This window comes from Aurantimonas sp. 22II-16-19i (assembly GCF_002088275.1).
Taxonomy (GTDB): domain Bacteria; phylum Pseudomonadota; class Alphaproteobacteria; order Rhizobiales; family Rhizobiaceae; genus Jiella.
Genome location: NZ_AQQS01000015.1, coordinates 97,208 through 121,920 on the forward strand (window position 1 = coordinate 97,208; position 24,713 = coordinate 121,920).

24 protein-coding genes are annotated in these 24,713 nt (G+C 68.2%); 12 read left to right on the forward strand and 12 right to left on the reverse strand.

The features are described 5' to 3' along the window. Nucleotides 1-65 precede the first annotated feature (65 nt). The 5 genes from ATO4_RS13670 to ATO4_RS13690 all read right to left on the reverse strand — a co-directional run bounded on the left by ATO4_RS13670 (nt 66) and on the right by ATO4_RS13690 (nt 5,824). On the reverse strand, nt 66-230 hold the full coding sequence (locus ATO4_RS13670; RefSeq protein ID WP_083592076.1) for a DUF1328 domain-containing protein: 165 nt from the start codon (nt 228-230) through the stop codon (nt 66-68). A 323-nt stretch (nt 231-553) separates the two neighbouring features. Then, nucleotides 554-2,380, reverse strand: a complete 1,827-nt coding sequence (locus ATO4_RS13675; protein ID WP_083592077.1) for an NAD(P)/FAD-dependent oxidoreductase — start codon at nt 2,378-2,380, stop codon at nt 554-556. A gap of 275 nt (nt 2,381-2,655) precedes the next feature. Then, the gene (locus ATO4_RS13680) at nt 2,656-2,937 is read right to left on the reverse strand and encodes a hypothetical protein (protein WP_210191073.1); all 282 of its coding nucleotides are present in this window, start codon (nt 2,935-2,937) and stop codon (nt 2,656-2,658) included. Between the two features lie 173 nt (nt 2,938-3,110). Beyond that, the gene (locus ATO4_RS13685) at nt 3,111-5,051 is read right to left on the reverse strand and encodes an alpha/beta hydrolase domain-containing protein (RefSeq protein ID WP_083592079.1); all 1,941 of its coding nucleotides are present in this window, start codon (nt 5,049-5,051) and stop codon (nt 3,111-3,113) included. Between the two features lie 401 nt (nt 5,052-5,452). Further along, nucleotides 5,453-5,824 carry a septal ring lytic transglycosylase RlpA family protein gene (locus tag ATO4_RS13690; protein WP_139802441.1) on the reverse strand — a complete coding sequence of 124 codons (372 nt, stop codon included), beginning with the start codon at nt 5,822-5,824 and terminating at the stop codon, nt 5,453-5,455. A gap of 633 nt (nt 5,825-6,457) precedes the next feature. Between ATO4_RS13690 and ATO4_RS13695 the strand changes: the two genes are divergently transcribed. The 4 genes from ATO4_RS13695 to ATO4_RS13710 all read left to right on the forward strand — a co-directional run bounded on the left by ATO4_RS13695 (nt 6,458) and on the right by ATO4_RS13710 (nt 11,448). Continuing rightward, nucleotides 6,458-7,252 carry an FkbM family methyltransferase gene (locus tag ATO4_RS13695; RefSeq protein ID WP_176222982.1) on the forward strand — a complete coding sequence of 265 codons (795 nt, stop codon included), beginning with the start codon at nt 6,458-6,460 and terminating at the stop codon, nt 7,250-7,252. Between the two features lie 133 nt (nt 7,253-7,385). Continuing rightward, nucleotides 7,386-8,561: a phosphoserine transaminase gene (locus tag ATO4_RS13700; protein ID WP_083592082.1), complete on the forward strand. Its 1,176-nt coding sequence runs from the start codon at nt 7,386-7,388 to the stop codon at nt 8,559-8,561. Between the two features lie 339 nt (nt 8,562-8,900). Then, nucleotides 8,901-10,508 carry a phosphoglycerate dehydrogenase gene (gene serA, locus ATO4_RS13705; RefSeq protein WP_083592083.1) on the forward strand — a complete coding sequence of 536 codons (1,608 nt, stop codon included), beginning with the start codon at nt 8,901-8,903 and terminating at the stop codon, nt 10,506-10,508. Nucleotides 10,509-10,776: 268 nt separating this feature from the next. After that, the gene (locus ATO4_RS13710; RefSeq protein ID WP_139802442.1) at nt 10,777-11,448 is read left to right on the forward strand and encodes a GNAT family protein; all 672 of its coding nucleotides are present in this window, start codon (nt 10,777-10,779) and stop codon (nt 11,446-11,448) included. Nucleotides 11,449-11,657: 209 nt separating this feature from the next. Here ATO4_RS13710 and ATO4_RS13715 read toward each other — a convergent pair whose 3' ends face one another. Further along, complete coding sequence (locus ATO4_RS13715; protein WP_245308743.1) at nt 11,658-12,509, reverse strand: tetratricopeptide repeat protein; 852 nt, start codon at nt 12,507-12,509, stop codon at nt 11,658-11,660. Here ATO4_RS13715 and ATO4_RS27125 point away from each other — a divergent pair. Continuing rightward, complete coding sequence (locus ATO4_RS27125) at nt 12,394-12,870, forward strand: hypothetical protein (RefSeq protein WP_245308744.1); 477 nt, start codon at nt 12,394-12,396, stop codon at nt 12,868-12,870. The genes ATO4_RS13715 and ATO4_RS27125 overlap by 116 nt on opposite strands. Nucleotides 12,871-13,052: 182 nt before the next feature. Here ATO4_RS27125 and rpsU read toward each other — a convergent pair whose 3' ends face one another. After that, nucleotides 13,053-13,280, reverse strand: a complete 228-nt coding sequence (rpsU, locus tag ATO4_RS13720) for a 30S ribosomal protein S21 (protein WP_083592085.1) — start codon at nt 13,278-13,280, stop codon at nt 13,053-13,055. A 299-nt stretch (nt 13,281-13,579) separates the two neighbouring features. Between rpsU and ATO4_RS13725 the strand changes: the two genes are divergently transcribed. Further along, on the forward strand, nt 13,580-14,368 hold the full coding sequence (locus ATO4_RS13725) for a hypothetical protein (RefSeq protein ID WP_139802433.1): 789 nt from the start codon (nt 13,580-13,582) through the stop codon (nt 14,366-14,368). A 205-nt stretch (nt 14,369-14,573) separates the two neighbouring features. Next, nucleotides 14,574-15,467, forward strand: a complete 894-nt coding sequence (locus ATO4_RS13730; protein ID WP_083592087.1) for a hypothetical protein — start codon at nt 14,574-14,576, stop codon at nt 15,465-15,467. Between the two features lie 79 nt (nt 15,468-15,546). Here ATO4_RS13730 and ATO4_RS28090 read toward each other — a convergent pair whose 3' ends face one another. The 5 genes from ATO4_RS28090 to ATO4_RS27740 all read right to left on the reverse strand — a co-directional run bounded on the left by ATO4_RS28090 (nt 15,547) and on the right by ATO4_RS27740 (nt 19,842). Beyond that, the gene (locus ATO4_RS28090; RefSeq protein WP_210191074.1) at nt 15,547-17,604 is read right to left on the reverse strand and encodes a hypothetical protein; all 2,058 of its coding nucleotides are present in this window, start codon (nt 17,602-17,604) and stop codon (nt 15,547-15,549) included. Nucleotides 17,605-17,624: 20 nt separating this feature from the next. Next, on the reverse strand, nt 17,625-18,005 hold the full coding sequence (locus ATO4_RS13740) for a biopolymer transporter ExbD (RefSeq protein WP_139802434.1): 381 nt from the start codon (nt 18,003-18,005) through the stop codon (nt 17,625-17,627). 80 nt (nt 18,006-18,085) lie between these two features. Continuing rightward, a complete protein-coding gene (locus tag ATO4_RS13745) occupies nt 18,086-18,520 on the reverse strand; it encodes a biopolymer transporter ExbD (protein ID WP_176222983.1) in 435 nt (144 codons plus the stop codon). Between the two features lie 39 nt (nt 18,521-18,559). Beyond that, on the reverse strand, nt 18,560-19,222 hold the full coding sequence (locus ATO4_RS13750) for a MotA/TolQ/ExbB proton channel family protein (protein ID WP_176222984.1): 663 nt from the start codon (nt 19,220-19,222) through the stop codon (nt 18,560-18,562). A 29-nt stretch (nt 19,223-19,251) separates the two neighbouring features. Continuing rightward, the gene (locus tag ATO4_RS27740) at nt 19,252-19,842 is read right to left on the reverse strand and encodes a hypothetical protein (protein WP_176222985.1); all 591 of its coding nucleotides are present in this window, start codon (nt 19,840-19,842) and stop codon (nt 19,252-19,254) included. Between the two features lie 88 nt (nt 19,843-19,930). Between ATO4_RS27740 and ATO4_RS13760 the strand changes: the two genes are divergently transcribed. The 5 genes from ATO4_RS13760 (at nt 19,931) to ATO4_RS13780 (ending at nt 24,601) form a co-directional block, all read left to right on the forward strand. After that, nucleotides 19,931-20,419: a DUF1036 domain-containing protein gene (locus ATO4_RS13760; protein WP_245308742.1), complete on the forward strand. Its 489-nt coding sequence runs from the start codon at nt 19,931-19,933 to the stop codon at nt 20,417-20,419. A 315-nt stretch (nt 20,420-20,734) separates the two neighbouring features. Then, a complete protein-coding gene (locus ATO4_RS13765; RefSeq protein WP_083592092.1) occupies nt 20,735-21,532 on the forward strand; it encodes an aspartyl/asparaginyl beta-hydroxylase domain-containing protein in 798 nt (265 codons plus the stop codon). 79 nt (nt 21,533-21,611) lie between these two features. Continuing rightward, entirely contained in the window at nt 21,612-22,157 is a 546-nt protein-coding gene (locus ATO4_RS13770) for a GNAT family N-acetyltransferase (RefSeq protein ID WP_083592093.1), read from the forward strand. A gap of 134 nt (nt 22,158-22,291) precedes the next feature. After that, nucleotides 22,292-23,398: a polyamine ABC transporter substrate-binding protein gene (locus ATO4_RS13775; RefSeq protein WP_083592094.1), complete on the forward strand. Its 1,107-nt coding sequence runs from the start codon at nt 22,292-22,294 to the stop codon at nt 23,396-23,398. Between the two features lie 66 nt (nt 23,399-23,464). Continuing rightward, nucleotides 23,465-24,601, forward strand: coding sequence for an ABC transporter ATP-binding protein (locus ATO4_RS13780; RefSeq protein ID WP_083592110.1), 1,137 nt, complete (start codon nt 23,465-23,467; stop codon nt 24,599-24,601). The last annotated feature ends 112 nt before the right edge of the window (nt 24,602-24,713 follow it).

A 24,713-nucleotide genomic window follows, 5' to 3' on the forward strand; every position in this document is an offset into this window, starting at 1 on the left:
CCCATGAAAAAAGCCGCCCCGTCCGAAGACGAGGCGGCTTTCGCGGGCATGGCAGGCGCGTGAAGTCAGAGTGCGCGGCGGCGACCGAAGATCAGTGACAGCACGAACAGCACGATCGCCACGAAGAAGATGATCTTGGCGATGCCGACGGCGGTACCGGCGATGCCGCCAAAGCCGAGAACCGCTGCGATCAGCGCGATGACGAGAAACGTAATTGCCCAACCGATCATGGCTGGCACTCCTTTTCACAAAGATTTTAGTTGCCAGTAAAACGGCGTGGCTACGGGAAAGTTGCAGAAGATGCTGCGATTCTTTTGGTGTGGCCGCCCGCTCTTCTGGTGCGCAAGGGGCACGACCGGCGTGTCTCTGCCTGCCCCGAGCGCGGGAGGAACCCGCAGCCCACCGCGCTCTCAGTGCAACGAAGCTGTGATTCTACAGCCTTCGCAGCGCCGCCCGATTACGGCTCGAACGAAACGGGGGACGGACCGTCGGTCCGCCCCCCTGATGATGTCTTCCGTCGTTTCACCGCCGAGAGACGGTGGCCGGCATGGCCTCAGCGCCCGAGGTGGTGGGTCTCCTGCAGGCCCCAGACCGGCGTCGGGATGCCTTCCTGGCGCGCCTTCAGCTGCAGGGCGAGATACAGGGAATAGTGCCGGGACTGGTGCAGGTTGCCGCCGTGGAACCACAGATGCTCGACCTGCGTCGGCTTCCACATGTTGCGCTGCTCGCCCTCCCAGGGTCCCGGATCCTTCGGCGTATCCGAGCCGAGGCCCCACACCTTGCCGACCCTGTCGGCGGCATCCTGGCCGACGAGATCGGCGACCCAGCCATTCATCGAGCCATAGCCTGTCGCATAGACGATGAGGTCCGCCGGCAGCTCGGTGCCGTCGGCAAGCCGGATGCCGGTCTCGGTGATCTCCTCGAGCTGGCCGGCCTTCAGCTTGATCTTGCCGTCGATGATCAGCTGCGAGGCGCCGACGTCGATGTAGTAGCCGGAGCCGCGCCGCAGATATTTCATGAACAGGCCGGAGTCGTCGGCACCGAAATCGAGCTGGAATCCGGCCTTCTCGAGGGCGGCGTAGAAGTCCTTGTCGACCTCGCGGATCTTGTCGTAGATCGGGATCTGGAACTCGTGCAGGATCCGGTAGGGGATCGAGGCGAAGATCATGTCCGCCTTGTGAGTGTCGATTCCGGACTTCAGCGCCCGCTCCGAATAGAGATCGCCGAGGCCGTATTCCATGAGCGGATCGGACCTGACGATGTGCGTGGTCGAGCGCTGCACCATGGTGACGTCGGCGCCGCCTTCGTAGAGCGCGGCGCAGATGTCATGGGCCGAATTGTTCGAGCCGACGACCACCACCTTCTTGCCCCGGTACGCGTCCGGGCCCGGATGCTGGGACGAGTGCTGCTGTTCGCCCTTGAACCGGTCCATGCCCGGGAACTTCGGCATGTTCGCCTTGCCGGACATGCCGGTGGCGAAGACGAGTTCCTTCGGCCGGAGCGTCACTTCCTCGCCGTCACGGTCGACGACGACTTCCCATTCGCCCTTGGCTTCGTCGTAACGAGCGCTCCTGGCCGTCGTCTTCGACCAGTAGTTCAGCTCCATGATCCGGGCATACATTTCCAGCCAGTCGCCGATCTTGTCCTTCGGCGCGAAGACCGGCCAGTTCTTCGGGAACTGGAGGTAGGGGAGGTGGTCGTACCAGACCGGATCGTGCAGGCAGAGCGACTTGTAGCGCTTGCGCCAGGAATCGCCGGGCCTGTCGTTCTTCTCGACGATGATCGTCGGCACCCCCAGCTGGCGCAGCCGGGCGCCGAGCGCGATGCCGCCCTGGCCGCCGCCGATGATCACGGTGAAGGGCTGGGTGCCGTAGCCGAGATCGCGCGCCTCGTCCTCGCGCTTTTCCAGCCAGCTCTTGCGATTGGCGTCCGAGCCGTGCTCGGCGCCCATCGGCCGGCGCTCGCTCATCGGCTCCTCGAAGCCCTTCAGCTCGGTCATCGCCGTGAGGAAGGTCCAGGCCTTGCCGTCCTTCAGGCGCAAGACGCCTTCGCCGCGCGCGACCTTCGTCTCGAAGGTGAAGAAGGCGGTGACGATGCCGCCATCCTCGCCCGGTTCCTCGGCGAGCGCAAAGTTGTGCGGCTCGACGCCGGACAGGACGGCGGAGAGCATGTCCGCGACGCCGTCGGGGTTTTCGACGGTCCGGATGTTCCAAGTGAAGGCGACGAGATCGCGCCAGAAGCTCGTCGCGGCGAACATCGAGGCGGCGCGCGAGGCGTCGCCGGCTTTCAGCGCAGCTTCGAAATCGGTCAGCCAGGCCTCGGCCTTGGCGCGCGCGGGATTTGCCGCCGCCGTCGACGGTCGTTCCAGTGTCTCGCTCATGTTTCCTCCCACAGGACTGATGCTGGCGCGCGGGTGGACGCGCCGATCATCGGCCGGAACCCCTCTGCCCATCGCCGGACCTCCGCCTATCGCTGGCGGTTTTCAAAGGTCCGGCGCCTCCCGGCCGAAAGTCTTCGTGGGACGAGTTTGCGCCGAGGCGCCTGAAGGCGCAAGCGGGTCGGTTTCAACTGAGAGAGATGAGGCGCGGCTGACGAAACGGCATGCGGCAGGCTGGCCGCGACGTCTTGCCGGCAAAGTGCCGCGGCAGTCGTTTCCTAGCCGCGCTCGTCAGGAAAATACACCGGGCCGACGATCCGGATTCCGCTGGCGGTCCGGCGGATTTCCGCTGCAGGGGCGGCATCCTGCGAGGCATCCTGCGAGGCATCGTCGAGGGTATCGAGCGCCGTTGCCCGCGATGTCGGGATTGGGAGGCTCGACAGTCGAAGGCTGGAGACCTCGAAGCTTTCCTGCGAATTGTTCTCTTGAGCCATGGTCGTCGAGGGCGCAGCACCAAGTATCAATGCGAAAGAGACAATCTTAACGGTCCTGGCAATCATCATGCTGCTCCTCGAAGATCCTCAGATCTCATGCGTTCGACTTGGAGCATAAAGGCGCGTGTGCCGGATCGGGTTCCGCCTGACCCGGGAAAAATGCGGCGAGATCTTGATGGGATGGCAGATGCCGGCGGTGTGGGGTCGGCCGGCCCGTACGAGACGGGCCGGCCGGAACCTCATTGCGCGGCGGCGTCGTAGCGCCTGACGGCGTCCTCGACCACGCGCTCGACGTCGCCTTCGAGCATCAGGCGCTTGGCGACCAGATCGTCCGCCGCCTGTTTCGCCGCGGCTCGATAGGCCGCCGCGTCGGCGTAGCGGGCGGCGAGCGGCTCACGGCTGTCGGAATTGCCGCCGGCTTTCTTCGGGAAGGCGACGAAGCTGCCGGTCAGGCTGCAGAGATCGCCTTCGGCATAGCCCTTCGCGCGCAGGTTCCAGCCCCAGTAGGTGCCAGCCGGCGCCGCGATGACGGGCTCCTGGACGCCGCCCTGCGGCAGGCCGTCGGCATCGGTCTTCGGCACCATCACGTCATAGGCCTTGCCGGCCTTCGGCGGCGTTGCCGAGTGGTCCATCACCGCCAGCGGGTTCGGCATCGGCGCCGGTTCGCTGCCCTCGATCGTCGGCAGGTCGAGCGCCGCGGGATCGACGAGCTGGTCCGCCTGAAGGCCCGGGAAGGCGCTCTCCGGCGGCGTGTCGCCGTCGGCGATCCACCCGTCCATGGCGGCGACGAGCGCCCGCATGGTCGGCCCGGCGCTGACCGGGTTCGACGGATAGACGCAGACGTCGGTCTGCTTCGGATCGCCGCCCCAGCCATTGTAGTGCGGCGCGCCGGCGAGGAAGAACAGCCGGACGTCGTCCGGCATGGTCAGCGGCTCGCCCGACGGGGCGGTGGACACCAGGCTCGCCCGGCCCTGCCAGAACTCGGTCGAGGTGTCGGTGTGGATCACCTTCGGACAGGTGCCGGTTTCACCGCACAGGGCCAGGATGCTGCCGCTCTCGCCCGACACCGGATCGCTCGTCTCGGCATAGGAGAAGGGGAACTGGTCGCCCGGATAGTCGTGGTCCTCATGCTGGCGCGAATAGCGCCCCGGCTGGGCGAAGGGATAGTTGGTGAAGGTCTTGCGGGATCCGGCGATGTGCGGCATCGCGCCGTCGAAGACGCGTTTGCCGCCCTCGTCGGCGTTGAAGCCCTGATAGATGAAGTCCCGCAGGAACCGCCCGGACTGGGAGATGCCCATGCCGATGGTGTGCTCGATGCCGCTCACCGGGCTTTCCACCTCGCCCGGCTGATTGCCGCGCAGGAACGAGACGACGTCGGCGGTGGCAACGAAGGCAAGGCCCGCCGGCACGGCATCCTTCGCCGGATAGACGAATTCGTAGATCGCGCCGTCATCCATGCCGTCCGGCCGGGTGATCTCGATCGTCCGGTCGTCGACATAGCGGAAGGACAGGCCCTCGGGCGTCTGACGCTCGTCCCCGGGCTTGGCGCGAACCGTGAGAATGGCCTTTGCGGGATCCGTCTCGGCGGCGGGGTAGGTGAGGGCGACGCTTTGCGTCTTGCCTGCCTTGTCGAAGATGAACTCCTCGCGCGACTGGCCCGTCACGCCCGCCGCGACCGGAACGTCCATCTCCATGAGGTCGGCGCCGATGCCGGCCTGCCAGCCGCTCCAGACGATCGTGGTGCCGCGCGACATCAGAAAGCCGTCGCCGGGGTCGTCGACGGAGAACACGCTGGCCGGGGCACTTGTCAGGTTGAGCAGCGGGAAGGCGAGGTTCCGGCCGCGGTTCGGTACCTCGTAGAACAGCGTGCCCGAGCCCTTGGCGGCGTCCGTGGGCGCGAGGATCGTCACCTTCGTCGAGAACTCGACCTCGCCTTGCTCGTTGACCGGCGCCTTGTCGAGGAGGGCGATGCGCCGGCCCCGCTCGGACTTCGGGTCGATGGCGAGACGGGCGACGGCGTCGATGCGCCGATAGGTTCCGGCCTCGCCGAACGTTTTGCCCTCATAGGCGGGGCCTTGGCTTGCGATGTCGAAGGAGACGACACGTGCGTCGCTCGTCTGGGCGCTCGCCGCGACGAGGCCGACGGCGGCTGCTCCCAGCAGCCAGTGATTGGTTTTCATGGTTCCTCCCGGTCCGCTCCTGATGCGTCCGGGGGCAAGTGGATGCCGGTGACATCACGATGTCAAGTATATCGTATACAATACATGCCCGGCGGTATGCGAACAATCATAAGGCCGGCAGCCTTTTCCGGGTGGCAGCTCAAGGCGTTGAAGGGCGTTTCGGGCCGTGCAAGGGCCGGCGGAAATTCGGTGGGAAGCGTGTCGGAGTGTGGGCGACGAGCCGTCGCACCGAGCCGGGCTCGGGCGGCGCTTCGCGCGGCGGAGCGTCGAAGCGGCTGGAATGCGGAAAATGTCTGAAAAATTCGGGTGGGAAAGCGCCTGGCTCACCCATCCCCCTCTCGTGTGACTGAAGACGACCCCCGTCGTCCTGCCCCCGTTTTCGATCCCGTGGACCGAACCCCTTAGAGGATGTCGATCTGCACCGGCGCGGTGCCCGAATGGATCATCCCGATCCGCGAGGCCGCGGCCTTCGACAGGTCGATCACCCGGCCGTGGGCATAGGGGCCGCGGTCGTTGATGCGCACGACGACGGACTTGCCGTTGCGCCGGTTGGTGACGCGGACCTTCGTGCCGAAGGGCAGCGACTTGTGGGCGGCGGTCATGGCATTCATGTTGAACCGCTCGCCATTGGCGGTGCGGCGGCCGTGGAACCTCGTGCCGTAGTAGGATGCATTGCCGGCCCGTGCCTTGCTGGCGCCGGCAACGGCCTCGGCGGAGACGAACGGCACCTGCGTCAGTGCCGGGGCCGTCAGGAGGGCGATTGCCAGAGCCATCGATCGTGCAACGTTCATGGGTGTCCTTTGCTGCGTTTCGTTTCGGCTGATGGCTCTTTCGGCAACTCCTTTGACCAAAGCGTGATCAGAAATCGGCGAGAGCAAGATTTTTTCTGGGCAACGGGAACCTTTTCCAGTTTTGCGCGAGTTTTTGAAAAACCACGAGAAATTTCGATCGCCGTAAGGCCGGAATACGACAACTGTGTCGCAAATCGGCGAAGTGTGGCGCGGCCTGAACAGCCACCGCCCGACCTGCCGATGCGGATCGGGCAGCGGTGGCGGCAGTGACTGATGCCCGGTCTTCGGGGGGCGGTCCTGGGACGCCCGGTCCCTGGCGGGCGGCGGCGCCGGGTCGAACGGCGGGACGCCGCGCTGCAACGGTAGCGCCCGGGAGTTCCGATGCGTGCCGGGTGGTCCGAAGTGGCATCGAGGGAACAGCCTCGGCTCCTCCGTCATCCACCAATCGTCCCCGACGCCGGAAACCCTATGCACCGCACGCCTCTGCCCGCGGGGCGCCTTGTACCGGGCGGTGGATTGCACCTGCACCTGGGGGAGTATCCCTTTACCTGAGCGATGAGCCGTGATCGCTCTCCGGGTGCCTGCCACCAAAAGAAGCAAGAGAAGGACGTCGCCGTGATCGACGCGGACCGCAACTACCACATCCCGAAGCTCACGCTGCATGAGGTCTACCCGCTGACGCCCTTCCTGATCGGCAAGGACGCGAGCACGCCGCCGCTGAACGTCATCGACGTCGGCGCGAATACGGGGCTTTGGGCTGCTGCGTTCTTTAACGTCTTCGGGGAATGGATCGCCCGCTATGAGGCGTTCGAGCCGATGCCGGCAAACGTCGCGAGGTTCTCGTCGCGGCCGCACTATGCCGGCAAGGCCAATCTGCATGCGGTCTGCGTCGGCGCAGAGCAGGGCGAGGCCGAGATCAACTTTCACGCCGAGATGACGACCACGGCTTCCGTCGTCATGAAGCGCATGAAATATCGCGCGACCGTGGTCAACAACGATCGCAGCCGCAAAGTCCCGCAGGTTAGCCTCGACGACATGATCGACAAATGGGGATGGAACCGCGTCGACCTCATCAAGATCGACGTCGAAGGTTATGAATGGAGCGTCCTGCAGGGGCTCGGGAAAGCTCTGGGCGCCGGCAAGGTCGACAACATCCTGTTCGAGTTCGGCATCTATCAGACCGTCCAGGGGCAGACGTTGAAGCAGTTCTACGAGCTGTTGTCCGGCCACGGCTTCAAAATCTACAAGCAGATGATCAGCAAGAACTACTATGGGCTGAACCTGATCTCCCACTACTCGCCGGCGCTCGAGGTCACCGAAGACCAACCCGAGATGTTCATGCTGCTGGCGACGCGGAAGGAACCGAGCCCCGCCTATGTCGGGCCGCGGGTCGTCGGCCGGGTGAACTGACCGCCCGCCATCGGTTCGGCTCCGCGCTGAAAAAGCCCCGGCCGCCCTTGCCAGCGATCGGGGATTTCTGTATTTCGGCAGGTGGGACACCTCTCCCCAACGAGAGGCAACTATCTGTGAGGGTAGCTATCAGATGGCGAACATCTCCAAGCCGGACATGCGTCCGGCCAATCCCCGCTTTTCGTCTGGACCTTGTGCCAAGCGACCCGGTTGGTCGCTGGAGGCGCTGAACGATGCCGCGCTCGGACGCTCGCATCGCGCCAAGGTCGGCAAGACCAAGCTCCAGCAGGCAATCGACGACACCCGCGAGATCCTCGGCGTCCCCGCCGACTATCGCATCGGCATCGTGCCGGCGTCCGACACCGGCGCCGTCGAGATGGCCATGTGGTCGCTGCTGGGCGCCCGTGGCACCGACGTGCTGGCCTGGGAAAGCTTCGGCGCCGGCTGGGTCACCGATGCGGTCAAGCAGCTGAAGCTCGACGACGTCCGCACCTTCGACGCGCCTTATGGCGAGATCGTCGACCTGACGAAGGTCGATTTCGACCGCGACGTCGTCTTCACCTGGAACGGCACGACCTCGGGCGTGAAGCTGCCGAACGGCGACGCGATCCCGGCGAACCGCCAGGGCCTGACGATCTGCGACGCGACCTCGGCGGCCTTCGCCCAGGATCTGCCGTGGGACAAGCTCGACGTCGTCACCTTCTCCTGGCAGAAGGTGATGGGCGGCGAGGCGGCCCATGGCATGCTGATCCTCAGCCCCAGAGCCGTCGAGCGGCTGCTCACCTACAAGCCGGCCTGGCCGCTGCCGAAGATCTTCCGCCTGACCTCCGGCGGCAAGCTGATCGAGGGCATCTTCAAGGGCGAGACCATCAACACGCCCTCGATGCTCTGCGTCGAGGACTATCTCGATGCGCTCGCCTGGGGCAAGGAGATCGGCGGCCTCGAAGCGCTCAAGGCCCGCGCCGACGCCAATCTCAAGGTCATCGAGGACTTCGTTGCCGCCAACGACTGGATCGGCTTCCTCGCCAGGCGCCCGGAGATCCGCTCCAACACCTCGGTCTGCCTGACCTTCACCGATCCCGACCTCGTCGCTGAGTCCGAAGACGCGCAGAACGCCTTCGCCAAGGGCGTCGCGACGCTTCTGGAAAAAGAGGGCGTCGCCCTCGACATCGGCGCCTATCGCGACGCGCCTGCCGGGCTTCGCATCTGGTGCGGCGCCACCGTCGAGGCTTCCGACCTCGAGGCGCTGATGCCCTGGCTCGCCTGGGCCCACGATCAGCAGAAGGCCGAGCTGAACAAGGCGGCCTGAAGCAGCGACTTCGGCTTCATCCCTCATCCTGAGCCTGGCGAAGGGCGAGGGATGACGCACTGACGCAAAATCGGCACCGCCCCTCGTCCTTCGACAAGCTCAGGATGAGGGGCTTTGTGGCGGCAGTTCCCGCATTCAGCTCCAACGCTTCGTCATCCCGGGCTCGACCCGGGATCCATGCCAAGTCTTTCCCGCCGCCAAACCGGTGACGACGATGATCCAGATCGTCGATCGGTTTGGAACGGATCCCGGGTCAAGCCCGGGATGACGAGGCGGGAATGCTGCACAGATCGTCGCGGCCGCGGCCGCGTTCACCCATTCTTCGAAGGACCACACACCATGGCACCTCGCGTTCTCGTCTCCGACGCCCTGTCCGAAACCGCCGTCCAGATCTTCAAGGACCGCGGCATCGAGGTCGACTTCCAGCCGCAGCTCGGCAAGGACAAGGACAAGCTCCTCGAGATCATCGGCAATTACGACGGCCTCGCCATCCGCTCGGCGACCAAGGTCACCGAGAAGATCATCGAGGCGGCGACCCATCTGAAAGTCATCGGCCGGGCCGGCATCGGCGTCGACAATGTCGACATCCCGGCTGCCAGCCGCAAGGGCATCATCGTGATGAACACGCCCTTCGGCAACTCCATCACCACGGCTGAGCACGCCGTCGCGCTGATGTTCGCGCTCGCTCGTGAGCTTCCCGCCGCCGACGCCTCGACCCAGGCCGGCAAGTGGGAGAAGAACCGCTTCATGGGCGTCGAGATCACCGGCAAGACCCTCGGCGTCATCGGCTGCGGCAACATCGGCTCGATCGTCGCATCGCGGGGCGTCGGGCTGAAGATGCGCGTCGTCGCCTTCGATCCGTTCCTCTCGGCCGAGCGGGCCGCGCAGCTCGGCATCGAGAAGGTCGAGCTCGACGAGCTGTTGAAGCGGGCCGACTTCATCACCCTCCACACGCCGATGACCGACAAGACCAAGGGCATCATCAACGCGGCCGCCATCGCCAAGATGAAGGACGGCGTGCGCATCATCAACTGCGCCCGGGGCGGCCTCGTCGTCGAGGCCGATCTCGCGGCGGCGCTGAAGTCCGGCAAGGTGGCGGGCGCCGGCGTCGACGTCTTCGAGACCGAGCCGGCGACCGAGAGCGTGCTCTTCGGCCTTCCGGGCGTCGTCTGCACGCCGCATCTTGGCGCTTCCACCTCGGAAGCCCAGGAGAACGTCGCCCTGCAGGTCGCCGAGCAGATGTCCGATTATCTCCTGCGCGGCGCCGTCTCGAACGCCATCAACATGCCGTCCATCACCGCCGAGGAAGCGCCGATCCTGACGCCCTTCGTCAAGCTCGCCGAATGCCTCGGCGCCTTTGTCGGGCAGGTGACGGAGGAGCCGATCAAGAGCGTCGAGATCGTCTATGACGGCACGGTCGCGACCATGAACACCAAGGCACTCACCTCGGCGGCGCTCGCCGGCGTGATGAAGAGCCAGACGCCGGACGTCAACATGGTCTCGGCGCCGATCATGGCGAAGGAGCGCGGGATCCAGGTGACCGAGTCGCGCCGCGACCAGTCGGGCGTCTTCGAGACCTACATCAAGCTCTCGATCACCACCGAGAAGCAGACCCGGGACGTCGCCGGCACCGTCTTTTCCGACGGCAAGCCCCGCTTCATCCAGATCAAAGGGATCAATCTCGACGCCGAGATCGGCCGCTACATGGTCTATACGACCAACAACGACGCGCCGGGCATCATCGGCCTGCTCGGCACGACCTTCGGCAATGCCGGCGTCAACATCGCCAACTTCCAGCTCGGCCGCAACCGGCCGGGCGGCGATGCGATCGCGCTGCTCTATGTCGATTCGCCCGTGCCGGAAGACGTGCTCGACGCCGTGCGCGCCCACCAGGCGATCGCCAGCGCCAAGCCCCTGACCTTCGACGTGGCCGAAGCCACGGCCTGATCGGAAGAGGGCGGACGCTGCCGGCGCAAAAGCGCATGGCAGCGTCCGGCACTCGAACCCGCGACATGAGCCGGGCGGCATCTTCTGTGCCGCCCGGTGCGCGATGTCCTCCCAAGGACCGGATGTGCCGGTGGCCTTCGTGTCGCCGGCACATTTTTGCGTATGGGCGGCCCGCAGGAGGCCTGCTACCGAGGACGAGAGCGCCCCGGCCATGTCGCGGCGTTCCGGCCCGACGAGCAGGATGTCCCGCATGAGCCAGTCCCCCCACATGCACGACTGCGAAGAGCCGGCGATCCGCGTTCCCGCCGGAGCGCCCGAGCGTCTCGTCCTCGCGGGGCGCTACACCCGCCTCGAGCCGCTCGATCCCGCAAGGCATTCCGCCGATCTCTTCGCCGCCATCGCCCCGGACGCGCCGCGGCGCCATCGCTGGCTGTTCGATCATGCGCCGGGCGATCTCGGGGCCATGCGGGACTGGGCCGAGGGCGCCGCCATGTCGCAGGACCCGCTGTTCTTCGCCGTCGTCGACACGGCGAGCGGGCGCGCCGGCGGCCGGCAGTCCCTGATGCGGATCGTGCCCGAGCACGGCGTGATCGAAATCGGCAACATCCTGTGGGGCGAGGGCGTCGCCGGCACGCGCCTCGCCACGGAAGCCCTGTTTCTCACCGCCGCCTACGTCTTCGACACGCTCGGCTACCGCCGCTTCGAGTGGAAGTGCAACGACCTCAACGCGCCATCGAGGCGCGCGGCCGAGCGCTTCGGCTTCGTCTTCGAGGGCGTCTTCCGCCAGCACATGGTGGTGAAGGGCGAAAACCGCGACACGGCCTGGTTCGCGATGATCGACAGCGACTGGCCGCGGCTGAAGGCGGGATACGAGGCCTGGCTCGACCCGGCCAACTTCGACGGGGACGGACGGCAGCGGATGAAGCTGCGGTTTGCGTGAGAATAGACCGGGGCGGGGTTTCGACCTTCGGAAGCGAAGCAGTAGCCCCTCATCCTGAGCCTGTCGAAGGGCGAGGGGCGCTTGGCACTAACCCTGCCGGGCGAAGAAGCTGCCGCGTCCGCTGGCGTAAGCTGCAGCCCCTTCGCCCTCGTGGTTCGACAGGCTCACCATGAGGATAAAGGGGGCGCGCGCCGGCCCGTCTGCTTTCGCTAGACCCGCGTCCTTGCCATGCCGTCCTTGGCGGGGCGGTAGTCCGGGTTCAGCTGCGCGGCCCGGGCATAGGAGCGGAAGGCCTTGCTGCGATCGCCCTTGCGCTCGTAGGCCAGCGCCTGGTTGGTCCAGTATTCGGCCTTGGTGTCGTCCAGCCGCAGCGCCGTGTTGATGTCCTCGAAGGCGTTGTCGTCGTCGCCGGTGGCGAGATAGGAGACGCCCCTCGCCGAATAGGGCTCGGCGGCGTTCGGCTGCAGGGAGATCGCGCGGGAGAAATCCTCGATCGCCAGCTTGTGCTGGCCGTCGATCTGATAGAGCAGGCCGCGATTGTGATAGGCGCGCGGATCCGACGTGCCGAGGTCGATCGCCTTCTGGAAGTAGCCCAGCGCCTCGCGGTTGCGTCCGGCGACGCGGTAGACGTTGCCGAGGCCGATATAGGCCGAGGCGTAGCTGGGGTTGATCTGGATCGCCCTGTTGTAGTCGGCGGCGGCCTTGCCGGGGTCGTTGATCTGGCGATAGATCAGCGCCCGGTTGGCATAGGCCTGGTAGAAGTTGGGATCGAGCTGGATCGCCCGGTTGAAATCCGCCAGGGCGTTCTGGTACTCGCCGGACCGCCCATAGGCGGTGCCGCGGACGTTGTAGCCTTCGGGGTCGGACGGATTGGCGTTCACCGTCGCCGTCAGCGAGCCGATATTCTGTTCCAGGCCCTGATTCTTATCGAGGGAGATGGCCTGGATGGCGGCGATGTCCTGCCCGGTCTGGCAACCGGCGATCACCACCATTCCGCAGAGCAGCGCGGCGATCGCGCCGGCGCCTTTCCTTGCGGGAGCTTGCGAGGCGAGCGGCCGCAGGGCGGCAGTCGAGGAACGATCGGTGATCGGCATGTCGGTGATGATGTGTCCGGCTGTTGCGAAGGAGATCTTGTCCCTATCTCGCACAAGCGGCCGAATTTTGAAATCGCTGCAGCCGAGACAAGTGGAAACGACAGCTGCGACCGGATCTTCCGGGCAACCAGCACTGCCGCCGGCAAGGGGAGGCGCGCGCAAACTTTGCGGCCGCCGCCGCGAGATCGTCGCAGCAACGCCGAAGCTTGACGCGAAATCCATGCGGGACGGACGCGGCAGCCGCCGGCGAGGCCTGTCGACGCGCGGGCGTGTCGATTGGCTGCCCGGACAACGGGAGGCGGCGGCGATGGTGCGGGCCGAGGAATGACGGATGGGGAGAGACGCGCCGAGGAGAGACGCGCCGTGCAAAGAGCCGCAACGATGCGCTCCCGGCGCTCCGCTCGCGGCTCGACCGCCGGGATGCTGCTCGTCCGGCTCGCGGCCGTCCTGTCTTGCCTCGGCCGAGGAACGGTCTCGTCCGAAGCAAGGCGAGACGGCCGCGGAGAGGATTTAGGCCGGGGCTCTGCCGCCGCTGGCCAGGCCCTCGCGCTGGGCACGCTTGCGGGCGAGCTTGCGAGCCCGGCGCACCGCCTCGGCCTTCTCGCGGGCGCGCTTCTCCGAAGGCTTTTCGTAGAAGTTGCGCATCTTCATTTCGCGGAAGATGCCTTCGCGCTGCATCTTCTTCTTCAGCGCGCGAAGCGCCTGGTCGACGTTGTTGTCGCGGACGAGTACCTGCACCGGGTTTTCCGTTGATTGCGCTTGGTAGAAGGGGTTCCAAAAGCAGTGTAAGTCTCGCGGAGCCCCCGCCCACGCAAGATGGGTTCCGTTATCAGATGAGGTCGTTCTTGTCGAGATGGAAAGTAACGGTCAGCCTGCAAGACGTTATGCCGGCAACGCGTCCCCCACTGGCGCCGGCGCCGGGGGTCGGCTAGGCAACGGCAAGAGTTGTGACGCATCGCGGGGTTGCTTTGGCATTGAGGCGAAGAGTCAGCCGGGAGGCAGTCGCGCATCCCCGGCCAGACGTGGCATGGGAGGCGGTGGCGGCAGGCGTGCTGGTCGCGCTGGTCGCCGGGTTCATGGCCTGGCTGGCCGGGTTCGGCATCCTCGCCGGCGCCTTCGATGCCCGCTTCGACGTCGGCTCGGCGCAGCTGTTCTCGCCCGCCGGGATCGCCTCCGTCGTCGGTGCCGTGCTGGCGCTGGCGGCCGGCGGTTTCACCGCGGCCCGCCTCGCCGGCGCGCGGCGACTCCGGGAAGCCTCGTTCTGCGGGCTCCTGACCTTTTCCACCGCACTCGTCGTCGCGGTCGTGGTGATGACGCAGGACCCTCCGGCTCTCGTGGCGCATGGGGTCGGCCCGGTGGGAAGCGCCGTCACGGCCCTCGGATCGCGGACGACCGACGGCATGGAACAAGGGTCGGGTGAGCCGCTTGCCGCGCTTCGCGCCGAGATCCGCGGGTTTCTGGCGGGCGGAGCGGCCGCAAATGCGCCGGAGGGCGAGGCGGATGCCACCGCGGCGGCGGCCGCCGCGACGGTCCTTGCGGGGGTTTCGGAGATGGCGGATGGCGAGGCCGAGGCCCGGGCCGTCGAGGCGATCGTCGCGGCCTCCGGCGTCATTCGGTCCGTGGCCGAGCGGCTCCTGACGCAGTGGCAGATCGCCAACGATCGGGCGGTTCGCGGCGAACGCCGGGCGACGGCCCGGATTTCGGGCGAAGTGGCGGGTGCCTGCCTTGCCGCCTTCGCGGCGCTGCTGGCCGCCATGGCCGCCGCGGTCTTCGGCGGCATGCTCGGCCGGGTCGACGATTCGGCGCTGGAGATCGGCGTGGCATGACGCTAAGGAGAAGAGCATCCACAGAACGCAGGACGCGTGCCGGTGCCGACGACAGATTGCGGTCGCCCGCGCTGCGGCGGCATCTGTCTGCGTGCCATCATCCGGCCTGGCGTGCGGGCATCGTCCAGGCGCAATCCAACGAGGGGAGGCGGATATCGCTGATCTGTCGGGCATCTCACGCGAGAAGCGTTACGGGGACACACGCATGACGGACCTGCGGACGGAACGGCCCGCCGGGCCGGCGGTGGCGCTGCGGAGGATCTCCTGGGGCGGCATCCTCGCCGGGGCGATCCTGGCGTTGATGATCCAGTTCATGCTCGGCCTTCTGGGCCTCGCCATCGGCCTGACCTCGGCCGGCGGGAGCTCCGGCGGGCTGTTCTCGCTCGCCGGCCTCTGGGCCATCGTCGTCGTCCTCGTCGGCGTCTTCGTCGGCGCCTATGCGGCCGCCCGCTTCGCCGGCATCCCGTCGCGGATCGACGGCATGCTGCATGGGGTGGTGACCTGGGCGGTGACCGGCCTCTTCGCCCTCTATCTTCTCTCCAGTGGCGCGGCCGGCCTCGTCGGCGGCGCCTTCGGCGTCCTCGGCCAGTCGATCGACGATCTGACGAGCGCGGCGGAAGCGCTGGCGCCGGGTTCCTCCACGGCGACGGCCCTCCTGAGGGAGAACGCCGGGACCTTGTTCGCACCGCCCAGCGATCGACCCGCCGACACGGACGGCGAGGCAGCCGCGGACCCCGACGCCGCGGCGCCGCCGGTGGGCGTGGCCTCCGCAGCGGCCGGTCAGGCGAGCTTCGGCGAGTTGAGCGCGGCATTGGCCGAGGATGCCGGCGAGGGCGAACGAAGCGCCGCCATCGACGCGATCGTCCGCACGGCCGGCGTCGGTCGGGCCGAGGCGGAACGCCGCTTCCAGGCGCTCGAGCAACGGGCCGGCGAAGCGCGGGCCGAGGCCGAAGCCGGGCGTCGCGCGGCCGCCTCGTCGCTGGCGCGGGCGGCCCTGGCGGCCTTCGTCGCCATGCTGCTCGGCATGGTGGTCGGCGGGCTCGGCGGCATGCTCGGCCGGCCCGGGCGGGTGGCGAGCGAACGCCCCTCCCGGCACTGACGCGGGATCGAAGCTTCCTCGCTCCCGCCCGCCGCTCGCTGCCCCGCCGCTCGCTGCCCCATCGGTCACCGCCCGAGGATCACCGCGCGCCGACGACGACATGGGCGACGGCGAATGCGCCCGTCAGTCCTCTCGCCATCAGGGCCTCGGTGAGGGCGGCGAAGAAGGCGCCCGCCGGTGCGCCTTCGCCATCGTCGGCGTGGATCAGCGCATCGGGCAGCGCCAGCGCGATGAGGAGCTGCGCCGTCTCCACCGGCGGGCCGGTCAGGGTGAGGGGCAGGGCGAAGCGGGCGGCGCCAGCCTCGCGCTGCAGGAATCGCGAGACCGGCTGGACAAGGCCCTCGTCGTCGACGAGCAGGAGGTCGAGCACCACCCCCTCGCCGATCCCCTCGCCGATCCCCTCGCCGATCCCCTCGATTGTCCCCGTGAGCGTGTCGCCGCTGGTGATCCGGCGGGCATCGAGCCGCAGTCGCAGCGGGAAGTCCGGATAGCCCGGCATGGCGGCAAGAAAGGCCAACGCCCGGCATTGCGCCCGGCCGACGCGGCCGGTGTCGATCTCGATGCGGCGGGCTGCCTCGCCGAATGCCTGCCGGGCCAGTGTCTGGGCGAAGTCGTCGAGCCGGCCCGCCTCGTGCGAGAGGGCGGTGACGCGCACGGTGTCCCCGCCCGCCGCGGGCTGCGCCAGCGCCGCGAAGCAATCGCCGCCCGGATAAGATGCCAGAAGTTCGCCGATCGTCGGGGGTGCGGGCGCTGGCGCGGCTGTGGCGGGGGGGGGGGGCTCCCGGCGGCCGGGCGCGTCTTCCGGAGGCGGGCCGGGTGGACCGGGTGGTGCATCGCCTTCGCCCGCGCCCACTGGGCCATCCCCGGCATCTGCGGCATCCGCGCCCGGGACGATGCCGACGAGCGGCTGCGGTCGAGCCGGCGCAAGCGCCGCAACCTCGATCCCGGTCCGCTCGCGAAGCGTGGTCTCCCGCGCCGGGCCGGAGGCGGAAAGTGCTCGGCGCGACGCCGAGGCCGGAACGGCTGCGGTCGCCGCCACGCCTGGCACTGTTGCGAATGAGGCTGTGGGGGCTTGTGGCCGGACGATGGGCAGGCTGGTGTCCGGAGCCGGAGCCGGAGCCGGAGCCGGAGCCGGAGCCGGAGCCGGAGCCGGAGCCAGCGCCTCGCGGCTGACGGCATCCGGCGCATCGAAAGGCTCCGGCGCGACCTTGGCCGCTGCGATCGGCGCGGCCACGTTGGGCGCTGCGTCCGCCATGATCGTGCCTTTGGCGATGACCGGTGACGCTGCCGCCGGAGCGGAGACCCCGTTGCCGGCCAGCCTCATCCGGTCCTGCGATGGCGGCAGCGGTCGCGCGGGCAGGATAGCCGTCACTGCTGGAGCCCGGGCCGGGTCGCTTTCGGGCGGTGGCGCCTCCCGCCTCAGGGCGGCGGTTGCCGCGGGTGAAACCGCTGCCAGCGCGGTCGGCGAATGCCCCGGCGCGGAGACGGCTTTCGCCGACGGGGCGGGGGCGGGCGTGGCGCCGATGTCGGCCACGGCCCGGCGAGGGGCGAGCCGTGATCCGCCATCGGCAGGATGGTTCGCCGCCATCGCGGGCGTCGCCGGCCTCGGGGCCGCGGTCGTCAGGTCGAGAGCCGCTCCGGCGGCGGGGGCTGGCTGGACGGGCACCGGGGCGACGGGACGTTCTGGGCCCAGAGGTCGGCCGGCGGTTTCGCCGGCGAGAGGCGACGCGGGCAGGGAGCCCCGGAGTGTTTCCGTCAGGGCCTCGGCGGCGGCGAGGCGCCGGGGTGCCGGAGCCGATGCGGCTTGCGCGGCCACAGGCCGCTCCGGCGCGAGCGAGGCGGTCGCTGACGACGGAGTGGCCAGAACCGCCTTGGAAGAGCCGAGGCTCGACGGCGCAGCGGGCGTCAGTCGGGCCGTTCGGACGGCCCCGAGGCGTGTCGACACGACCGGTTCGGCCGTCGCCGTGGCAGCCATCGGTGGCGCCTGGACGGCGGGCCACGCTGCGGTCGCCGCCTCGACCTGCTCGATGGTGACGCGGGTCTCGAGTCGCTGCCGGGGCTCGGCGGCCGGCAGGAGGGCCAACGCCAGGAGGCCCAGCGCCGCGTGGAGGGCAAAGGAGACGAGCCCTGCCGTCATCCAGGTCCGCGTTGCCGCAGTCATGGCAGGCCCCGCCTCTCGCCCGCCCCGTCCAGGGCGACGAGGCTGGTTGCGGCCCCCGAAGCGGCCAGCTCGGCGAGGAGCGCGACCAGATCGTCGGCGGCAAGGCCGCGCGCGGCGAGGACGTGGATCCTCGGCTGGCCGTCGCTGGCTCGTCTGGGAAGCGCCGCGACGGCAAGGGCAAGCGTCTTGCGGGGGACCGGGATGCCGTCGAGATGCAGCGCTCCGGCCGGATCGACCGTCAGGAGCGGGCGCGGCAGCCTGCCGCCGGGCTCGCCGGCGACGCGCGCCGGATCGATCGCGGTCTCCTCTCCGGACGTGAGGGTACCGGCGAGGAGGAAGAACAGGAGAAGCAGGAAGACGACGTTGATCGTCGGCATCGCCGGGTCGGTCCGCGGCTGCCGGCGCCCCGGCCGATCGAGGCGGCCCGCATGACGGCCGGGGCGAAGAAGACGGCGGCTCAAGGCCGGGCCTCGTTCCTGCCGACCGCCGTGGCGGGGCCGTCCATGGGGCGGGCAAGGAGGCGGACCTCGGCGATGCCCGCCCGCCGGAGGGCCGCGAGCGCCTTGGCGACGTCCTCCGCGACCGCGCCTCGGCTGGGCAGGAGGCGGGCCGAGGCGACGCCTTCCGCGCGCAGGGCCGCCGCCGCCGCCGCCAGGTCACCGAGCGGGACGGTGCGCCGACCGATCCGCACCTGCCCGCGCGACAGGATCAGCACCGCGTGATCGGCGGCTGCCTCGTACTCCGTCTGCCGCCCGGGCCCGGGCTCCTGCGGGCGATCCGCGGCCATCTCGCCGCCGCCGGCGACGGGGATGACGACGAAGGGGGCGATCCGGGACGACAGGGCGAAGAAGATGACGAGCAGGAAGATGACGTCGACGAGCGGCGTGAGCACGAAGCGCCGCCTGCCTCTTGGCCTTGCCGCGGGCATCGCTCAGCCGGGCCTCGCCAGTGGCCGGTCGGACATTCCGCCGGGCATGGCTTCGCGCGCTGCGCCCTGTGGCCCCCGGGCGAGCGATCCCGCGCGCGGCGGAGCCCCATGGACGGCCCGCAGGATCAGGGCTTCGATCGCCCGCGTCTCGGCGTCGAGGGCCGCCTCGAAATAGGCGGCGGCAAAGAAGAAGGGGATCGCGACGCTCAAGCCAGCGGCGGTGGTGAGGAGGGCGGCGAAGATCCCGCCGGAGAGCAGCGCGGGATCAATCGCCCCTTCGCTGCCGGACAGGGTGAAGAACACCTCGATCATGCCGAACACGGTGCCGAGGAGGCCGAGCATCGGCGCCGCCTGGACGACCGCATCGAGGAAGGCGAGGTGGCGGGCGAGACGGCCGAGCTCGTCGATCGCCTCCTCCTCGGCGAGCGCCGTCGCCCGCTCGCGCGCCTCGGCCCCGCCATTGCCGCCGGCGGACGCCGCGGCGAGGACGCGCTGGCGCAAGGAGGGCGACCCGTCGCTGCCGCGATCGGAGCGGCCGATGCCTGCGGCGCGGAACTGCCGGGCCTTGACGATGGTCACCGCCAGCCCGGCGACCGACAGGAGGACGAGCGCGGCAAGCACCGGTCCGGCGCCCGAGCGGAGCTGGCTCGACAGGATGTCCCACATCGCCGCGTCTCCTCCGTGCCGGTCCAGTGTCAGGTGTCGAAGACGATGGCGGTGCGCGAGGCGGGTCGAAGGGCCTCCATGCAGATCGCCGCCCCGCCGCTCGCCCCGTTTCCGACCTCGCCGTTCGCCGTGCCGCATTCGGCGACCTCGTTGACGAGGATGCGCGAGATGTCGGCGCAGGGCTGATCGGCGAGATCGAACTGCACGACCTTGGTCTTGCCCTCCGGCAGGCGCCCGAACTGCAGGACCAGGAAGCGCGAGACCCGGTCGTTCCGGTCGAAGACGACGACGTCGTAGGAGACCGTTTCCAGTGCCTCGCCGGTGCGGTTCACGGCGACATAGGACAGGCGGCAGACGCCCGCCTCGTCGACGGCATTGTTGAGTTCGAGGGCAAGGCCGGCTTCGAGCGGGGGCGGACCGGCCCCGGCGGCTCCCGATGCGGGACCGTCCGCATCGTCCGCACCGGCCGCAGTGGCCGCCGCGACGGCAACGAACCCGCTCAGGAAGGCCGCAAGCCACGCCGCCGGGGCTGCGGCCCGCCGTCCTGGAGCTGGCGGAGGGCGCCGCCACCGGACCGGTCGGTGGCCGGCGGCAGTGCCGGAAGGCTCGATGATCGGCATCGCTTCGGCCTCGCTGGTGCCGGATGTCTTTATCAATCCAGGATAGAAAAATACCTAGCACGGCAATCGAAGAGGGTACAGGGCGCAGATGACGGCGATGCTCCCGGGCCGACGAAGCGCGGCGGAACCGGAGACGCGGCAGGGCAGCCGACGCCGGCGCTTCCGGGTAAGCGCCAGACTTGCAGCCGCAGCACTGTTTGTCCTCGCCCTCACTGCGGCGATGCCGGCGAGCGCGCAGTTCGTCGTCTGCAACCAGTCCCTCGACGTGGTCAACGTCGCCATCGGCCGCGACGCCGGCCCCGGCTTCGAGACCGAGGGCTGGTGGATCGTCGGCGCCAACCGCTGCGCCACGGTGATCCGCGACGAACTCGCCGCCCGCTATGTCTACGTCCATGCCGACGACGTCTTCGGGCGGCCGGTGCTCTACGGCTCGACGCAGATGTGCGTCGGCGCGAAGCGCTTCCGCATCGTCGGGGCGGAAGCCTGCTTCGCAAGGGGCTACCGGCCGGCGCGGTTCCTGGAGGTCGACACGAAGGCGGTGGCGCGCTGGACGCTGTTCCTGGCGCCGCGATCCTGAGCGCCTGGCGCTGGCGAAGCGCTGGGCGCGTCTCCCGCGTTTCTGCGGCCGACTCCGCGCGGCCCTGCGAAGGCCCGCAATCCGCCGCGCCGGACCGCGACCGATCCGCACTCTCTGCCGCTTCGGTCGGGCCGGAAGTCTGTCTCCGTTTGACTTCCGATCGACCCGGGTCCAAATCGGCTTCGAAAGCGTCGATCGAGGAGTTCCTCCGTCACCGAATCGTCATGTTCCAGCGCCGCGGGCTGTCTTTGAAGTCGTCGGTGCGGGTTCGGTTCGGGCTGCGATCGGGACGCACGTGCCAACGCGAAGCGTAGAATGATGGACAAGCAAGTCAGCCAGCAGAAACTGAAGACCGAGGGCCTCGAGGACACCTTGACGCGCGACAGCTTCGTCGCGCGGACCGTGCAGACGCTGGTGGACAAGGCCGAGGCGCTCAATCTGAAGTACTCGGCCGTCGGCAATCCGCCGGTGTTCGAGACCGACGATTTTCCCTGGGCCCGCGAGATCGAGGCGGAGTGGAAACTCATCCGCGAGGAGCTGGACCAGATCCTGGTGCGCAAGGGCGATCTGCCGGCGTTCCACGAGATCTCCTCCGAGGTGCGCTCGATCTCCTCGGACAGCAACTGGAAGACCTTCTTCCTCTGCGGCTACGGCATCACCTCGGACAACGCCATCGCCCAGTGCCCCGAGACCTGGCGGATCCTGCAGAAGATCCCCGGCCTCAAGTCGGCGATGTTCTCGATCTTCGAGCCGGGCAAGCACCTGCCGCCCCATCGCGGCCCCTATAACGGCGTCCTGCGGTTCCATCTCGGCCTGATCGTGCCGGACGAGCCGGACAAGATCGGCATTCGCGTCGACGACCGCACCTGCCACTGGGAAGAGGGCAAGGCGCTGATCTTCGACGACGCCTACGAGCACGAGGCCTGGAACCACTCGGACAAGGTGCGGGTCGTGCTGTTCGTCGACTTCGAGAAGCCGCTGAACCTGCCGGCCCGCCTGACCAACAAGGCGGTCCTCAACATGGCGGTGTTCACGCCCTTCATCCGCGAGGGCTACAAGGCGCACAAGAAATGGGAAAAGCTGTTCTACGGCGAGGGCACCAAGCACCGCTGACAGCGGCCGGTCGGCCGATGCGGCCTCGGGCCGCCGGGGTTGCCGGCGAGACTGTGGCGGACCGGGGAGGGCGGTCGCGATGACGGCTTCGTCAGCCTGGCGAGCCATGCGGCCTGCCGATCTCGCGGCCGTGCTGGCACTCGCCGATCGCATCCATCCGGATCTTCCGGAAGACCCGCCGATCTTCGCCGAGCGGCTGGCGCTTTGTCCCGAAGGCTGCTTCGTGCTCGAGGCAGGGGGCCTCGATTCCGGGAGGCCCGATGCCGGCGAAGACGTCGCCGGCTATACGCTCGCCCACCCGATCCGCCATCTCGGCCCGCCGCCGCTCAACACGCTCATCGGGGCGATCGCGCCGGATGCCGACGCCTTCTACATCCACGACGTCGCCATCGCGCCGCACATGCGCGGTCAGGGCCTTGCCGAGCCGGTGGTCACGGCGCTGCTCGATGTCGCCCGCGGCTTTCCCCGCGCCTGCCTCGTCTCGGTCTATGGCACCGTCCCGTTCTGGGAGCGCTTCGGCTTCGTCGATGCCTCCGACGCGCTGCCCCGGGGCAAGCTCGCCGGCTATGGCGCCGATGCCCGCTTCATGCTGCGCCCGTCCAGGGTGCAGATGACGGCGGATTGAGCAGCCGCCGCGCTTGTTTCATTTCTTTGCGCCGGCGGGCTAGGAATCTGCCGATCCTTGCCGTTATGCTCACAGTTACGGATGTTCGGCCAGCGGCGGCCGTGATGGTATGGGGGAATGGGGTGGTTCCGACAATGAAGCAGTTTCTGGCGCGCCTTCTGACGGGCATCGGCCTCGTCGCGGTGCTTTCTCCGCCGAATGCGGCCCTGGCCCAGGACAAGGTTGTCAACGTCTACAACTGGTCCGACTATATCGACGAATCGATCCTCACCGACTTCACCAAGGAAACCGGCATCAAGGTCGTCTACGACGTTTTCGATTCCAACGAGCTCGTCGAGACCAAGCTCCTGACCGGCGGCACCGGCTACGACGTCGTCGTGCCCACAGGCAGCTTCCTCGCCCGGCAGATCAATGCCGGCGTCTTCCAGAAGCTCGACAAGGCCAAGCTGCCGAACCTTGCGAACATGGACCCGGCGATCATGGAACGCCTCGCCGTCTATGATCCGGGCAACCAGTATGCCAGCAACTACATGTGGGGCACGACGGGGCTCGGGCTGAACGTCGCGGAGGTGAAGAAGCGCCTCGGCGACGACCAGCCGCTCGACACCTGGGCGCTGCTGTTCGATCCCAAGCTCGCCGAAAAGCTCTCCGACTGCGGCATCTACGTGCTCGACACCGCCGACGAGGTGGTGCCGGCGGCGCTGATCTATCTCGGCCTCGACCCCAATTCCGACGATCCGGACGATCTGGCCAAGGTGAAGGATCTGCTGCTCGCGATCCGGCCCTTTGTCCGCAAGTTCCATTCCTCGGAGAACATCCAGGCCCTTGCCAATGGCGACATCTGCATGGCGCACGGCTGGTCGGGCGACATGCTGCAGGCGCGCGACCGGGCCAAGGAGGCCGCCCAGGGCGTCGAGATCAAATACGTCATCCCGAGCGAGGGGGCGGTGATCTGGCTGGACAACATGGCGATTCCGGCCGACGCACCGCATCCGGAAGCCGCGCACGAATTTATGAACTACCTGATGCGGCCCGAGGTCATCGCCAAAGCCTCGAATGTGGTGAATTATGCGAGCGGGAATCTCGCGGCAAAGAAATTCGTGAATGAAGAGATCCTGAACGACCCAGGGGTGTATCCGCCGGAAGCCACGCTGAAGCGCCTGAGTGCGATTCTGCCGAAGGGACCGAAGGCGCAGCGTATCCAGACCCGACTGTGGACGAGCGTCGTCACGGGTCAATAGGAGGCACATGCAGGTCGACACCCCGGCCGCCGCGTTGGTATGGCGGCCAAGATCGCGTCGGGCACCATGAAGTCGCTCGGCAGCATCCGCCGCGACTTCGCGCCCTGGCTGGACCAGGCCGCGGTTCCCTTCATCCGTTTCGAGGCCGTCACCAAGCGGTTCGGCGGCTTCGAGGCCGTCGATGATCTCAGCCTGTCGATTTTCGAGGGGGAGTTCTTCGCCCTTCTCGGGGCGTCCGGCTGCGGCAAGTCGACGCTCCTGCGCATGCTGGCGGGCTTCGAGGCCCCGACGTCCGGGCGCATCGTCCTCGATGGCGAGGACATGGCCGACATTCCGCCCTACCAGCGGCCGGTCAACATGATGTTCCAGTCCTACGCGCTCTTCCCGCATATGAGCGTCGAGAAGAACATCGCCTTCGGCCTGAAGCAGGAGGGGATGGCGAAGGGCGACATCGCCGAGCGGGTCGAGCAGGTGCTGAAGCTCGTCAAGCTGGAGGATTTCGCCAGGCGCAGGCCCGACCAGCTCTCGGGCGGCCAGCGCCAGCGTGTCGCGCTCGCGCGCTCGCTCGCCAAGCGGCCGAAGGTGCTGCTCCTCGACGAGCCCCTCGGCGCCCTCGACAAGAAGCTGCGCGAGGAGACCCAGTTCGAGCTCGCCGACCTCCAGTACCAGCTGCACACCACCTTCATCATGGTCACCCACGATCAGGAGGAGGCGATGACGCTGGCCGACCGGATCGCCGTCATGGACAAGGGGCGAATCCTGCAGGTGGCGACCCCGGCGGAGATCTACGAAGCGCCGAATTCCCGCTTCGTCGCCGATTTCGTCGGCAACGTGAACATCTTCGAGGGCAAGGTCGCGGCCGCGACCGGCGACCGCATCACCATCGCCACCAGCGCCGGACGCGAGATCAGGGTGGCGAGCGAGGTGCCGGTCGTGGCCGGACAGGCCGTGTCCTACGTCCTGCGGCCGGAGAAGCTGCGGATCTCCGCCAAGCCGTTGGCCGGTCCGAACGTTCTGGAAGGCGAGGTCTGGGACATCGCCTATTTCGGCCCGGTGACCTCGTTCCACATCCGCCTCGACGACGGGTCGACGGTCAAGGTGGCGATGGTCAATGCCACCCGGCAGGGGCCGCTGCAACTCACATGGCACGACCGGGCCTTCGTCCAGTTCGACGAAGACGCCGGCCTCGTCCTGACGCAGTAGGAGGAGCGGGGATGGGAGAGGCGGCGGCACCAGAGACGATCGATCGAAGGCGGGCCGGACCCGCCGAGGCCCGACGCGGCCGCCAGGGCCGCAGATTCGGCTCCCCCGGCCT